A 12,804-nucleotide genomic window follows, 5' to 3' on the forward strand; every position below is an offset into this window, starting at 1 on the left:
GAGACATTTCCATGGCAGGACGACCCATCGATGAAGCCCAGCGCCGGAAGTTCCTCGAGGTCTTGATCGAGAACGGAGGCTCCTCTGGAAACACCAACCTGATGAACCAATTGGGTTGGTCTGAGTCCGAGTACTGGCGGCTGCGCGAAAAGCTCATCGAGGATGGACAGATCCTCCGAGGCCGGGGGCGCGGTGGCAGCGTCAACATCGTCAAGGAGATCAAACCCTCCGACACGAACCCCTTCACCGGCAGCATCGTGGAGCTTCCTCCCGAGCCCAAAGAGGGAGCGGAGGCCAACCTCTACGCCCCGTGCCTGGAAGTGCTGCACGAGAAGTGGACGAAGGAGCGCGGGCTGCACGACTTCCACATCGAGATCACCGCGAACCAGGGCGGGAAGAAGACAGGGGGCGTGTGGACCCGCCCCGACATCACCGCCATCAGCATGCGGACCTTTACTCACTGGCCCGGCCGCACCTTCGACATCTGGACCTTCGAAATCAAGCCGAGCTGGCAGTTCAACATCACCGGCGTCTTCGAGGCCGCCGCGCACGCGAGAACGGCCACGCATGCCTTCGCGCTGTTTGAGACGCCGGAGAACCCCGACGACTCGGACATCGCTCGACTCACGTCGGAGGCGCAGCGCATGGGAGTGGGGCTGATCCTGTTCCAAGACGCGGACGACTTCGAGACCTGGGACTTCATGGTGGAGCCCGTGCGCAAGGAGCCGGATCCCTCACTGCTCGAACAGTTCGTGGTGACCCAACTTTCCGACACGGCTCGCGCGAAGCTGCTGCGTTGGAGTAAGTGAGTCCCTGAACCGTCATGAATCGACTCGCCTCCGTCCTCCTCGCCCTGACCTGCGCGCTGTTGCTCCCTGCCTGTGGGCCCTCGGAGTGCACCCCGGACAACTGCCGGGACGGGTGCTGCACGGCGGAGGCCGAGTGCATCCGCGAGCAGCGCGACGATGCCTGCGGCCCCGGGGGCGGTGCCGCGTGTGAGGGCTGTGCCAGCGGCTCGGTCTGTCACCTGGAGCAGCAGACCTGCATCGTGGGCGTGATGCGCACCCGGGTGCAGCCCATCCGCGCTTCGATCCTCGACCATGACCCGTTTGACGATGAGGATCCGGATTGGGACCTGGATGGCTCACCGCCGGATGTCGTCGTCGAGATGCGCTGCCCTTCCGCCCCCGAGCGCTCTCGGACAGAAACCGTCCAGAGCCTGGAGCCCCGGTGGTCCTCGGGGAGCTGCCAGGTGGTGTCCTCCAACCTCCTCAAGAACCCCATCGAGATCTCCATCTTCGACGTCGATGACTTCTCCCTCGACGACGAATTCGGCACCGTCCACTACCAGGTCACCCCTGCGGACCTGAACCGGGGCTGGTTCGAGATCGACATCCCCGAGGTGGTCACCTCGCTGACCTTCTTCCTCTCCCACACCTATTCAGAGCATTGAGCAGCCCCCCGTAACCCCACCGGGCGCACGCGCGTAACGCAGGAATGCACCCACGCCTCCTGCTGACCTCCGTCCTGCTGCTCACCAGCGCCTGTGGCCCCTCGTCGTCGGTGGATGAAGGCCTGGGCGTCGTCGAGGAACTCGACACCTCCGAGCAGGGCATCACCGACTTCGTACGCTCCGGTCGCTACAAGTCGTGGCTCGCGGAGCCCACCATCCACGAGACCCGCGCCCCCCACGGCAGCAAGGTCCGCGTCTTCTTCAATGATCGCGTCGTGGGCTCGCTGCGCGATGGCAATGCCACGCACCCGGTGGGGAGCATCCTCGTCAAGGAGATGTTCGAAAGCGACGGCAAGACCCTCCGGGGCCACGCGCTGGACGTGAAGATCGCCGACGGGGCCGGCAAGGACACCTGGCTCTTCTACGAGGGCTTCGCCCCGAACTACGACAACAACTACTACGGCCGCGCCCACGACACCTGCCACGGCTGTCACTCGGACGGGAAGGACTACGTCACCACGCCCCTGCCCTGAAACGCCAACGGGCGGCCTCCGCGAGGAGACCGCCCGCCGTCGTCAGGCACCGTGTCCCAGGCCCTACCGCACCGGGGACTTGCGGCGCATCAGGAACACGCCCAGGCCCACGCCCGCGGCCACCTTCGCCGCCGCCGCCAGGGGCGTCTTGCTCAGCGGCACCGGCGCCGTGCCGTACGGCGGCACCGGCGGCTTGGGTCGGAAGTCGGTGGCGCCGGGCAGGTCCGCGCCCTCCGCCTCCGCCTCCGACTTCGTCACGTTCGCCCCGGCCTGGTCCGGATCGCGCTGCCCCGGCGACTTACCGTCCGGCGACTTGTGCTCCAGGATGCCGTTGATCTCCGCGCCCAGCAGGATGACCTGCGCGGAGATCCACATCCACAGAAGGAGCACGATGACGCCGCCGATGGCGCCGTAGTTCACGTCGTACGAGCCGAAGTTCGCCACGTACATGGAGAACGCCCACGACGCGGCCACCCAGATGAGCACGCCCACCACCGAGCCCGGCGTGATGAACTTGAACTTCTGCTTCACGTCCGGCAGCGCGTAGTACAGCACGGCCCAAAGGCACATCATCAGGAACCCGGCCACCGGCAGGCGCAGCCACATGACGACCGTCCCCAGCGGCTCGCCCAGCTTGTTCGCCACCGCCGGCGTGACGACCGCGACGATGGCCGCCAGCACCGCGACCACCGCTGTACCCAGCGTCGTCAGGAGCGCGATGCCCCGCTTCTTCCAGAACGGGCGCTTCTCCTCCACGCCGTACACCGTGTTGAGCGCCTCCATCAGCCCCACGATGCCGCCCGACGCCGCCCAGATGGCGCCCACACCACCGATGGTCAGCAGCCCCACCGGGTTGCTGTTCGCCAGCGCCTCCAGGCGCTCGCCCAGGATCTTCGTCACCTCCTGGGGCGCCACGCGCGACAGCTCCTGGATGAGCAGCTGCGCCTGACGCGGATCAATCAGCACGCCCGCAAGCGACACGAGGAACAGCAGGAACGGGAACAGCGCGAGGATGCCCTGGAACGTCAGCGCCCCCGCCACGTTGCCCACGTTGTCCCGCCCCCACTCGGCCTTGAGGGACTTGAAGAACTCCTTCCAACTCATTCCCTTGCCGGGCAAAACCATGCCGTCTCCTCCGAGGTACGACGCGACCGCTCGGAGGAGATTGGGCATTCCATCCCCTGACTGGCTTCCTCCCCGTGGACAGGGCCTGCCTCCCTGCCTGCTGACCGCGCAGGACGTCAGGAACGACAAGCCCCGGCGTCACGCCTGCCCGCCTGCTCCAGGCGTCAGCGCAGCGTCAGAAAACGGGCAGGACGGGGGCGTCCTTCAACCGGGGCGCCTGCTGATCCTTGCCCGACAGCAGCGGCGCGCTCACCGGCCACGGGATGGCCAGGTCCGGATCATTCCAGTGCACGCTGCGCTCGGTCTCCGGGGAGTACAGCGCGGTGCACTTGTAGAAGAAGTCCGCGGAGTCGCTCAGCACGCAGAAGCCGTGCGCGAAGCCCGGCGGCACCCACAGCTGCCGCTTGTTCTCGAACGACAGCTCCGCGGCCACCCAGCGGCCGAACGTGGGCGACCCGCGCCGCACGTCCACCGCCACGTCCCACACCGCGCCCGCCAGGCACTGCACCAGCTTGCCCTGCGCGTTCGGCTCCTGGAAGTGCAGCCCCCGGAGGGTGCCCTTCACGGAGCGGGACAGGTTGTCCTGCACGAAGGGGCCGGGGATGCCCGCGTCCGCGTAGCGCTTCGCGTTGTAGGACTCGAGGAAGAAGCCCCGGTCGTCGCCGAACACCTTCGGCTCCAACAGGAGGACTTCGGGGAGTTCCAGGGGGGTGACCTTCACGACACCGCTCCCCGGTTCTCGATGAGATCCAACAGGTACTGGCCGTACTCGTTCTTGCGCATGGGCGCCGCCAGCGCCGCCAGCTGCTTGTCGTCGATGTAGCCCATGCGGAAGGCGATCTCCTCCGGGCACGCGACCTTGAGGCCCTGCCGACGCTCGATGATCTCGATGTAGTTGGACGCCTGCATCAGCGACTCGTGCGTGCCGGTGTCCAGCCACGCGTAGCCGCGGCCCATCAGCTCCACGTTGAGCTCACCGCGCCGCAGGTACTCCGCGTTCACGTCGGTGATTTCATACTCACCGCGCCGTCCGGGCTTGAGGTTGGCGGCGATGTCCACCACCTGGTTGTCGTAGAAGTACAACCCCGTGACGGCGTAGTGCGACTTCGGCTTCGCCGGCTTCTCCTCGATGCTCACCGCCTGGTGCTGCGCGTTGAGCTCCACCACGCCGTAGCGCTCCGGATCCTTCACGTAGTAGCCGAACACCGTCGCGCCCTGCGTGCGCCGTGAGGCCCGCTGCGTGAGCTCTCCCATGCCGTGGCCGTAGAAGATGTTGTCGCCCAGGATGAGCGACACCGGGTCCTTGCCCACGAAGTCCCGGCCGATGACGAAGGCCTGCGCCAGCCCCTCCGGCTTCGGCTGCTCCGCGTATTGGAAGCGCACGCCCCACTGCTCACCGTCGCCCAGCAGCTCGCGAAAGCGCGGCAGATCCTGCGGCGTGGAGATGATGAGGATCTCCCGGATGCCCGCCAGCATCAGCGTCGTCACCGGGTAGTAGATCATCGGCTTGTCGTAGACGGGCAAGAGCTGCTTGCTCACCACGCGCGTCAGCGGATACAGGCGCGTGCCCGAGCCGCCCGCGAGAACGATTCCCTTCATGGATGCTCCTTGCATTCCACGGCCCGTCCCGGAGTCCCGGGAGGGCGCGTGGAGGGATGCGCGCGGTCGGCCGCCACGCGCGGATGATCAAACGGGACGGTTCGCCTTCCAGGCCGCGTGGAAGCGCGCCAGCGATTCGGGCAGCGCCAGCGGCCTGGCTTCCAGCTCCGCGCGCACCTTGTCCGTCGTCAGGCCACTGCGCAGCGGCCGGGGGCTCGCGAGCTTCAGGTCCGCCATGCGCGTGGGCGTGATGAGCGACGCGTCGAAGCCGAACACCTCGCACAGCGCCCGGCCAAACCCCACCCGGTCGATGACGGTGCCGCCGCAGGTGTTCCACACCCCGCCCAGGCGCCGCACGCCCAGCTCCGCCAGCATCGCGGCCACGCTGTCCGCGAAGCTCGGGGATACCACCTGGTCCTCGAAGAGCTTCACGGGCTGCCCCTTCTCCAGCGCGCCCACCAGCCAGGCGCCGAAGTTGGGACGCCCCGCCGCCGGCCAGCCATACACCACCGCCGTGCGCGCGATGGCGCAGCCCGGCACGAAGGTGCGCGCCGCCTGCTCCGCCATGTGCTTGGTGAGCGCGTACACGCCTTTGGGGTTCGGCAGGGCGTCCTCGGAGTACGGGCCCGCATCCCCGTCGAACACGTAGTCCGTGGACACGTGCACCAGGTGCGCGCCCAGCGCTCGGGCGCCCCGGGCCACCGCCGCCGTGGCGGTGACGTTCGCCGCGAAGGCGGCCTCCGGGTCCTTCTCGCAGGCGTCCACCTCCGTCATGGAGGCGGGGTGGATGATCACCTCGGGCGCCGCGGCGGCGATGGCCGCGGCCACGTCCGCCTCACGCGTCAGGTCCACCTCCACGTAGCGGTGCGTCCCGCCCGTGCGCCGGGGACCGCGCCCCAGCCCCACCACGTCGTGCCCCTGCTGCGTCAGCAGCGCGCAGACGCGGCTGCCCACCAGGCCGTTGGCCCCCGTGACCAGAAGGCGCATGGCCTAGCCCCGCCCCTGGAGGCGGGTCCGGTACTGCGTGTCGAAGTACTGGCGGTACGCGCCGCTCGTCACCCGCTCCCACCAGGCGCGGTTCTCCACGAACCACTTCACCGTGTCCGCCAGCCCCTGCTCGAAGGTGTGGTTCGCCTTCCAGCCCAGCTCCGTGCGGATCTTCGTCGGGTCGATGGCGTAGCGCCGGTCATGCCCGGGGCGATCCGCCACGTACTGGATGAGCGACTCGGGCTTGCCCAGCAGGCCCAGGATGCCCTTGACGATCTCGATGTTGCGACGCTCGGAGCCGCCGCCGATGTTGTAGACCTCGCCCGGCCGGCCCTTCTCCAGCGCCACGAGCAGACCCTGGCAGTGGTCCTCGACGTGGAGCCAGTCGCGCACGTTGGCGCCGTCGCCGTAGACGGGCAGCGGCTTGTCGTGCAGCGCGTTCACCACCATCAGCGGGATGAGCTTCTCCGGGAACTGGTAGCGGCCGTAGTTGTTCGAGCAGCGCGTCACCACCACGTCCATCTTGAACGTGTGGTGGTACGCCAGCGCGATGAGGTCCGAGCTCGTCTTCGACGCCGAATAAGGGCTGGACGGCTGCAGGGGCGAGGCTTCCGTGAACGCGCCCGTGGGGCCCAGCGAGCCGTACACCTCGTCCGTGGAGACCATCAGGAAGCGCTTCACGCCGCGAGCCCGGCTGGCCTCCAGCAGCTGCTGGGTGCCCAGCACGTTCGTGGTGACGAAGATCTCCGGCCCCAGGATGGAGCGGTCCACGTGGCTCTCCGCCGCCAGGTGCATCACCGCGTTGATGGAGTGCTGCACCATCAGGTGCTCCACCAGCTCGCGGTTGCCAATGTCGCCGCGCACGAAGACGTGCTTCGGGTCGCCTTCCAGGTCCGCGAGCGTCTCGAGGTTGCCCGCGTAGGTGAGCTTATCGAGGTTGACGATCTTCCAGTCGGGCCGCTCGCGACGCAGGTACTTCACCAGATTGGAGCCGATGAAGCCGCAGCCCCCTGTCACCAGGACGTTCATTGACAAGCCACCACTCGGACGCAGGAGAAAGCGCCCTCCGTAGCGGAGGCAGGGGAGCCCCGTCAAGGCAAGGCCGCGCCCACTTGTCGCCGGTGCGTGCCGGTTGTAAACGCCATGGTCACCGTGAGCCTCTGGAACAGCAAGCAAGGGACCGCCTCCCCGAGCGTCGGAGGGGTCCACCAGCTGGTCGCGCACCTCGCGTGGGGCGACGCCGTGGGCAACCAGGTGCGCTACCTGCGGGACCTGCTGCGCGGCTGGGGTTACGCTTCGGAGATCTACGCGGCCGAGTGGGACGAGGCCTGCCGCGATCAGGTGCGCCCGGCCCGGGACTACCCGCGCGAGGCCCGCGCCGACAGCGCGCTGCTCGTCCACCACAGCTTCCAGTCGCGCCTCGTCCCCCTCGTGGCCCGGGCGAAGGGGCGCAAGGCGCTGCTGTACCACAACGTCACGCCGGCCCGGTTCTTCGAGGGCGTGGATCGCAACGTGATGAGCGGCTGCGCGCTGGCGCGCGAGGAGCTGCGGGCGCTGCGCGACCACGTGACGCACGCGTGGGCCTACTCACACTTCAGCGCGGAGGAGCTGGCCGCGGCGGGCTACCGGGACGCGGCGGTGCTGCCCTTCGCGGTGGACTGGAACGCCTTCGACGTGCCGGCGGATCCGGCGCTCCAGGCGCAGATGGAGGACGGGTGCGCGAACGTCCTGTTCGTGGGCCGCATGGTGCCCAGCAAGCGCCTGGAGGACGTGCTGCGCGTCTTCACCGCGTATCAGCGCCTGTACCAGCCGCGCAGCCGGCTGCTGGTGGCGGGGACGCTGCGCCGCGACACCCTCTATGACGCGACCGTGCTCGCGCTCCGCGAGCAGCTGGGCCCCGAGCGCGTCGTGTTCCTGGGCCGGGTGGACGCGGCGCAGCTTTCCGCGTGCTTCGCCTCCGCCACGGCCTACCTGTCCATGAGCCGCCATGAGGGCTTCGGCGTGCCCCTGCTGGAGGCGATGTACCGGGGCGTGCCGGTGGTGGCGTATGGCGCCGCGGCGGTGCCGGAGACCATGGGCGGCGCGGGCCTCACCACGCTGTCGGACGACCCCGTGGAGGTGGCGGGGCTGCTCGCGGTGCTGGAGCGCGATGCTGGCCTGCGCGCGAGGGTGGTGGCCGCCCAGCGCGAGCGGCTGACCCCGCTGGACCAGCCGACGGTCGCACGGCGCGTGCGAGAAGCCCTGGCCCCGTTCCTGGAGGGCCACACCCCGGCCGCCTCGAAGCAAGGCCCCGACGGCGCCACCGTGGTCTGCCCGGGCTTCGACGCGTCGCCGGACGCGCCCATGTCGCGACTGGCGCGCGCCGTGGTGGACCGGCTGCCCGGCGCACGGCTCTGGACGGTGAGGCGTCAGGTGATGCCGCTGCAGCTCTCCCCCCGCGAGTCATCGCAGGACGGCACCCCGGTGTGGCACTTCACGCCGGATGAGCCGGCCTCCCGGATGCGCCAGGACGTGCCCCCGTCCTCGTCCCTGGAGACGGGCGTGTGCTCCGTCACCGGCCCCGTGCTGTTCGCTGGCGCGGATGAAGAGGTGGCGCGCAGGACGGCGGCCCAGGTCCAGGCCCGCGCCTGGGGCCTCTGGGAGCCCCCTCGCGCGCCGGATGCGGGGGTTCGCGGTGCGCTGGGGTCCCGGCTGTGGGAGCTGAAGCCCGGCCAGGACGTGGACGCGCTCGCGGCGGACGTGGCCCGGGCCCTGGACGAAGGAGGACGCACGCATGCGCGCTGAGGACCTCATCAGCACCCAGCCCACCCCGGAGGCCGTGGCCGAAGCCCTGCGACGGTTGCCGGCGCCCCCGCCCGAAGCGGTGGAGGCACTGCGCGGCAAGTTCAGCGCCACCCAGGAGCAGGCCTCAAGCTCCGCGTGGCCGACCTTCCTGGAGGCCGCCCGGCGCAAGCGCGACAGCCGCTACGCGGATGCGCCGACCTCCCACCGGCCCGTGGTGGGCCCCGCGCTCGTCATGGCCAAGCGCGCCTTCCGGCTGACGTTCCAGCCCTTCATCAACGAAGCGCTGCGCCGGCAGGTGGAGTTCAACGAGGCCATCCTGGAGGCGCTCGCGCTCATCCACGAGCACCAGCGGGTGCAGGCGCGAACGCAGACGCTCTGGCGCCAGGAAGTGGAGAAGCGGCTGGAACAGCTCGACGCCCACCTCCCTCGGAGCGGACCGGAGGTCGTGCCCCCCGGGAAGCCCTCCGGGCAAGACGCAGGCGCGGAGCCGGCTCGCCGCAAATCCAGACGCCGATAGCCTCCAGGCATGGACAGACATCGCCATGCACCGACAGGTAGGGTGTCATCCCCCGCCTGTCCTGCCTGGGATTCCCATCACCCGGGCCTCCCCATGGAGGCCCTGCTGCGACACGGGGCCAGGAGCCAGTGGAGGCCTTTGGCGACCTGGGCTTCGAGGCGGGCAGCCTCGCTGCTGACCGGGCGCATGCCCCATGACGGCTCCCCCGCCCGCCCGTCACCCTGGCAGACCAGGGTCGGTCGCCTTGGCCGAGGGCCTACGATGGCGGGACACCTGGAGCTACATCGCACGCGAGGGGCAGGCTCGGGCCTGGGGGGCAGGAGGGTTGTTTGGTCCCCGTGGTAAACGGTAGAAGCCCCCGAAGAGACAGGAAAGGGAAGCATGGACACCCGACGGGGCCTCATCGTGTTGCTGGCCTTCAACGAAGAGGAATGCATCGCCACCACGGTGGCGGAGCTGCGTGAAGCCCTGCCGGACCTGGACGTGCTCGTCGTGGACGACGGCTCGCGGGACCAGACGGCGGAGCGTGCCCGGGCCGCTGGCGCATTCGTCCTGACCCATCCCTTCAACCTGGGCGTCGCCGCGGGTGAGGCAAGCGGCCTGCTCTACGCCTCGCGGCACGGCTACGCACAGGTCATCCGCATGGACGGCGACGGCCAGCATGATCCGGCCTCCGTCCCTGCCCTGCGCGAGGCGCTCCAGTCTGGCGTGGAGCTCGTCATCGGCAGCCGGTTCGCGGGGGTCGCGAGCTTCCGCTCCACGTGGCTGCGCCGCTTCGGCAACCAGTTCCTCGCGGGGCTGCTGTCCACGCTGAGCCGCCAGCGCATCACCGACCCGACCTCCGGCTTCCGGGGCTTCGGGCCCCAGGCCATCCGCTTCTTCGCGCGCACCCACCCCCACGACTACCCGGAACCCGAGAGCGTCCTCATGGCGGCGCGGCAGGGCTTCCCCATCGCGGAGGTGGCCGTGCGCATGCGGCCGCGCCTCACCGGTACCAGCTCGCTGACGCCGTGGAAGTCGGCCTTCTACATGGCGAAGGTGTCCTTCGCCCTCCTCATGGAGCGGGTCCGTCCCGTCTGATGCCCATGCTTCGCTCCAGCCTCATTGGCGTGGCCTTCGCGGCCGCCTTCGCGTTCACGGTGCTGTGGTCGGCCCGAGGCCGGCGCACCAACGAGCGTCATACCTTCGCCTGGTTGCTGGTCGCCGCGACCATCGCGGGCCTGTCCCTGTGGCGCCATGGCATCGACACGCTGGCGTCGGCCATGGGCATCTACTACGCGCCCTCGGCCCTCTTCTTCCTCGCCCTGTCGGCCCTGATGTGGGTCGTGTACCGGTTGAGCCTCCAGGTGGCGGAGCAGCGCCAGCAGCTCAAGCGGCTGGCGCAGGAGGTGGCCCTGCTCACCTCCACGGAGCATGAGCGCCTCGCGCGCGCCCCGCCCCGCTCCGACTCCGTCCCCGCCGCCGCCCGGCACGACCCCCACGCCGCCTGAGCCTTCGCGGAACGACCCCCCTTCCATGCTCGCGTCTTCGCCGACCCCGTCTCCCCTGCGCCCGTTCTTCATCGCGCCCATCAACGTCTTCCTGGTCGTGGCCGCCGTGCTGGGCGGGGTGCTGAGCTTCCTCACGCCCCCGTTCCAGGTGGCGGACGAACCGGCGCACTTCTTCCGGGCGTACCAGATCTCCGAGGGCCAGCTGACGGCCACGCGGCTTCCGACGGCGTCCGCGGGCGGGCAGCTTCCGCGCAGCGTGGTCCAGGTGGCGGAGCACGTGTCGGAGGGGGTCGGGGGTCACGCCAACGTGCGGCAGGACCGGCAGCGCCTGCGCGACGCCATGCACGCCGCGCTCGCGCCCCGGGATACCGTGGAGTGGCACTTCGCCGCGTCCGCCATCTACTTCCCGCTGGTGTACTTCCCTCAATCGCTGGGCATGGCGCCCGCGCGAATCCTGGAGGCGCCGCCGGTGGTGGTGCTGTGGGCGGGCCGGCTGGGCAACGTGCTGGTGGCGCTGGCGCTCACGGCGCTGGCGCTGCGGCTGATGCCCTTCCAGCGGTGGGCGTTCGCGCTGCTGGCGCTCACGCCCATGGTGCTGTTCCAGCGGGCCTCGGTGTCCGCGGACCCCATCACCCTGTCGGCGTGCCTGCTGCTCGTGGCGCTATCGCTGCACTACACCTTCGCGCACCCGGGGCCGCTCGGGGCGAAGCAGCTGGGACTGCTGCTCTTGAGCGCGGTGTTCGTGGCCCTGTGCAAGCAGGCCTACCTGCCCCTGACGCTGGTGTTCCTGCTGCTGCCGCTCACCCGGATGGGGACGCCCGGACGCTATGCGCTGGCCGTCGTCGCCGTCGTGGCCGTCCCCGCGCTGCTCCAGTTCGCGTGGTCCAGCACGGTGAGGGACATCTTCCGTCCGAGCGAAGTGGTGGCGCAGGTGGCCCATGTCCGCGCGCACCCGTTCCAGGTGATGGGGGTGCTGGTGTCGGACTTCTGGACGCGGTTGCCGGACTTCCTCCATCAGGCGGGTGGCGTGCTCGGCTGGCTGGACACTCCGGTGTCGAGGCCCGTGCTGCTGGGCCTGGGCGCGCTGCTGCTGGGGGTGATGGCGCTGGACGCGGCCCCCTCGCCCACGGTGGGCTGGCGCGTGCGCGTGGTGGCGCTGGGCGTCGCCGTGGCGGGCGTGCTCGCCATCCAGGCCATGCTCTACCTGGCGTGGACGCCTCCGGGAGCGGACCGCGTGGACGGCGTGCAGGGCCGCTACCTGCTGCCCTATGCGCCCCTGCTGGTGGTGGCCCTGGCCCCGCCCGCGTGGGCACCGCGCACGCTGGCGCGGCTCAAGCCGGTGTTGATCGCCGGCTTCATCGCGCTGTCCGTCGGCGTGACGCTCACCACGGTGTACCAGCGCTACTACGGCGCGGTGTGAGGCTCAGTCCCGCGGCTTGGTGACCTCCAGGATCCACACCACCTCCAGGCAGGGCGGGTCCAGGAAGGCCATCTTGATATCAAAGGGCAGGCCCACCCGGTTCCTGGCCGCGGAGAACAGCTCGAACATCCCGTCGAAGGTCCATACGTGGAAGTGGATGTTCACGCGGTCCTGGACGAACAGGTTCGTCAGGTGCGCCAGCTCATCGCCGCTCTTCTTGTCGATGATGCGCAGCCACTCGTCGTAGTGGTCGCGGCGGGACACTTCCGGGCCCTTCAGGTGATCCTCCACCACGTGTTCGGTGGTGGTGACGTCCCGGACGCTGTCGAAGGTGAAGCGCTTGTCGGGGACGGCCATGAAGATGATGCCCCCCGGCTTCAGCACGCGGATGAAGTTCTTCATCGCGCCGATGGGATCTTCACAGTGCTCCAGGAAGTGGTTGGCGATGATGAAGTCCTGGGATGACGTCGCCACCCGGCCCAGCTCCTCCCCGTTGTCCACGATGTCGGGCACCGTGATGCGGTCCCCGGCCTCCGGGAACCGGGCGCGCAGCACTTCAATGGGCGCCACGTCCACGTAGCGGACCCGGACTCCCGCGGGCACCTTCGTCGGGTTGTGGAGGGCGCCAATCTCCAGACCCTCACCCCGGAGGTACTGGGCCGCGATGAGCTCCCGGGTGATGCCGGGCAGGGCCGTCGTGGGCGCAGGGGATGGGGATGGGGACGGCCCCAGGCGCTCCCGCACCGCCGCCAGCTGGTTCTCGGTTTCGGACAGGCGGGTGTGGAGCTGGGCGACGCCCAGCGACTCACGGATGACCGACTTGAACGAGCTAGGAATCAGCGACCGCAGTTGGGAAAGACGCACGGGAGTCTCCATTCAGGCAGTGACTGTGTTCA

The 12,804-nt window shown here is 69.6% G+C and carries 14 protein-coding genes; 8 read left to right on the forward strand and 6 right to left on the reverse strand.

Annotated elements, in window-relative coordinates; translation table 11 throughout:
• The first annotated feature begins 11 nt into the window (after window positions 1-11).
• The 3 genes from OV207_RS04940 to OV207_RS04950 are packed head-to-tail and all read left to right on the forward strand — an operon-like array spanning window position 12 to window position 1,986.
• Window positions 12-809 (forward strand): hypothetical protein, encoded by a 798-nt coding sequence (locus tag OV207_RS04940; protein WP_267553038.1) that lies wholly within the window; start codon window positions 12-14, stop codon window positions 807-809.
• Window positions 810-823: 14 nt separating this feature from the next.
• Window positions 824-1,453, forward strand: coding sequence for a hypothetical protein (locus tag OV207_RS04945; RefSeq protein ID WP_267553039.1), 630 nt, complete (start codon window positions 824-826; stop codon window positions 1,451-1,453).
• 44 nt (window positions 1,454-1,497) lie between these two features.
• Window positions 1,498-1,986 (forward strand): hypothetical protein, encoded by a 489-nt coding sequence (locus OV207_RS04950; protein ID WP_267553040.1) that lies wholly within the window; start codon window positions 1,498-1,500, stop codon window positions 1,984-1,986.
• 63 nt (window positions 1,987-2,049) lie between these two features.
• Here the strand turns inward: OV207_RS04950 and OV207_RS04955 are convergent, their stop codons facing one another.
• The 5 genes from OV207_RS04955 to rfbB all read right to left on the reverse strand — a co-directional run bounded on the left by OV207_RS04955 (window position 2,050) and on the right by rfbB (window position 6,726).
• Window positions 2,050-3,111, reverse strand: coding sequence for a YihY/virulence factor BrkB family protein (locus tag OV207_RS04955; protein ID WP_267553041.1), 1,062 nt, complete (start codon window positions 3,109-3,111; stop codon window positions 2,050-2,052).
• Window positions 3,112-3,286: 175 nt separating this feature from the next.
• A complete protein-coding gene (gene rfbC, locus OV207_RS04960) occupies window positions 3,287-3,832 on the reverse strand; it encodes a dTDP-4-dehydrorhamnose 3,5-epimerase (protein ID WP_267553042.1) in 546 nt (181 codons plus the stop codon).
• Window positions 3,829-4,710 (reverse strand): glucose-1-phosphate thymidylyltransferase RfbA, encoded by an 882-nt coding sequence (gene rfbA, locus OV207_RS04965; protein WP_193428690.1) that lies wholly within the window; start codon window positions 4,708-4,710, stop codon window positions 3,829-3,831. Before rfbA ends, rfbC begins: the two co-directional genes overlap by 4 nt.
• 87 nt (window positions 4,711-4,797) lie before the next feature.
• Window positions 4,798-5,697: an SDR family oxidoreductase gene (locus OV207_RS04970; protein WP_267553044.1), complete on the reverse strand. Its 900-nt coding sequence runs from the start codon at window positions 5,695-5,697 to the stop codon at window positions 4,798-4,800.
• 3 nt (window positions 5,698-5,700) lie between these two features.
• The gene (rfbB, locus tag OV207_RS04975; RefSeq protein WP_193428688.1) at window positions 5,701-6,726 is read right to left on the reverse strand and encodes a dTDP-glucose 4,6-dehydratase; all 1,026 of its coding nucleotides are present in this window, start codon (window positions 6,724-6,726) and stop codon (window positions 5,701-5,703) included.
• Between the two features lie 114 nt (window positions 6,727-6,840).
• Between rfbB and OV207_RS04980 the strand changes: the two genes are divergently transcribed.
• The 5 genes from OV207_RS04980 (at window position 6,841) to OV207_RS05000 (ending at window position 11,908) form a co-directional block, all read left to right on the forward strand.
• Complete coding sequence (locus tag OV207_RS04980) at window positions 6,841-8,481, forward strand: glycosyltransferase (protein ID WP_267553046.1); 1,641 nt, start codon at window positions 6,841-6,843, stop codon at window positions 8,479-8,481.
• A complete protein-coding gene (locus tag OV207_RS04985) occupies window positions 8,471-8,998 on the forward strand; it encodes a hypothetical protein (RefSeq protein WP_267553048.1) in 528 nt (175 codons plus the stop codon). Before OV207_RS04980 ends, OV207_RS04985 begins: the two co-directional genes overlap by 11 nt.
• Before the next feature lie 381 nt (window positions 8,999-9,379).
• Window positions 9,380-10,078 (forward strand): glycosyltransferase family 2 protein, encoded by a 699-nt coding sequence (locus tag OV207_RS04990; RefSeq protein WP_193428685.1) that lies wholly within the window; start codon window positions 9,380-9,382, stop codon window positions 10,076-10,078.
• A gap of 5 nt (window positions 10,079-10,083) precedes the next feature.
• A complete protein-coding gene (locus OV207_RS04995) occupies window positions 10,084-10,488 on the forward strand; it encodes a DUF2304 domain-containing protein (RefSeq protein ID WP_193428684.1) in 405 nt (134 codons plus the stop codon).
• A gap of 25 nt (window positions 10,489-10,513) precedes the next feature.
• The gene (locus tag OV207_RS05000; RefSeq protein WP_193428683.1) at window positions 10,514-11,908 is read left to right on the forward strand and encodes a DUF2142 domain-containing protein; all 1,395 of its coding nucleotides are present in this window, start codon (window positions 10,514-10,516) and stop codon (window positions 11,906-11,908) included.
• A gap of 3 nt (window positions 11,909-11,911) precedes the next feature.
• Here OV207_RS05000 and OV207_RS05005 read toward each other — a convergent pair whose 3' ends face one another.
• The gene (locus OV207_RS05005; RefSeq protein ID WP_267553052.1) at window positions 11,912-12,772 is read right to left on the reverse strand and encodes a class I SAM-dependent methyltransferase; all 861 of its coding nucleotides are present in this window, start codon (window positions 12,770-12,772) and stop codon (window positions 11,912-11,914) included.
• Window positions 12,773-12,804 lie beyond the last annotated feature (32 nt).

This window comes from Corallococcus sp. BB11-1, from assembly GCF_026626625.1.
GTDB classification, from domain to species: Bacteria; Myxococcota; Myxococcia; order Myxococcales; family Myxococcaceae; genus Corallococcus; species Corallococcus soli.

What these genes read in the sequence shown, in the direction of transcription:
- OV207_RS04940 (WP_267553038.1), top strand. Translation starts at nt 12, where the DNA reads ATGGCAGGACGACCCATCGATGAAGCCCAGCGCCGGAAGTTCCTCGAG.
- OV207_RS04945 (WP_267553039.1), top strand. Translation starts at nt 824, where the DNA reads ATGAATCGACTCGCCTCCGTCCTCCTCGCCCTGACCTGCGCGCTGTTG.
- OV207_RS04950 (WP_267553040.1), top strand. Translation starts at nt 1,498, where the DNA reads ATGCACCCACGCCTCCTGCTGACCTCCGTCCTGCTGCTCACCAGCGCC.
- OV207_RS04955 (WP_267553041.1), bottom strand. Translation starts at nt 3,111, where the DNA reads ATGGTTTTGCCCGGCAAGGGAATGAGTTGGAAGGAGTTCTTCAAGTCC.
- rfbA (WP_193428690.1), bottom strand. Translation starts at nt 4,710, where the DNA reads ATGAAGGGAATCGTTCTCGCGGGCGGCTCGGGCACGCGCCTGTATCCG.
- OV207_RS04970 (WP_267553044.1), bottom strand. Translation starts at nt 5,697, where the DNA reads ATGCGCCTTCTGGTCACGGGGGCCAACGGCCTGGTGGGCAGCCGCGTC.
- rfbB (WP_193428688.1), bottom strand. Translation starts at nt 6,726, where the DNA reads ATGAACGTCCTGGTGACAGGGGGCTGCGGCTTCATCGGCTCCAATCTG.
- OV207_RS04980 (WP_267553046.1), top strand. Translation starts at nt 6,841, where the DNA reads ATGGTCACCGTGAGCCTCTGGAACAGCAAGCAAGGGACCGCCTCCCCG.
- OV207_RS04985 (WP_267553048.1), top strand. Translation starts at nt 8,471, where the DNA reads ATGCGCGCTGAGGACCTCATCAGCACCCAGCCCACCCCGGAGGCCGTG.
- OV207_RS04990 (WP_193428685.1), top strand. Translation starts at nt 9,380, where the DNA reads ATGGACACCCGACGGGGCCTCATCGTGTTGCTGGCCTTCAACGAAGAG.
- OV207_RS04995 (WP_193428684.1), top strand. Translation starts at nt 10,084, where the DNA reads ATGCTTCGCTCCAGCCTCATTGGCGTGGCCTTCGCGGCCGCCTTCGCG.
- OV207_RS05000 (WP_193428683.1), top strand. Translation starts at nt 10,514, where the DNA reads ATGCTCGCGTCTTCGCCGACCCCGTCTCCCCTGCGCCCGTTCTTCATC.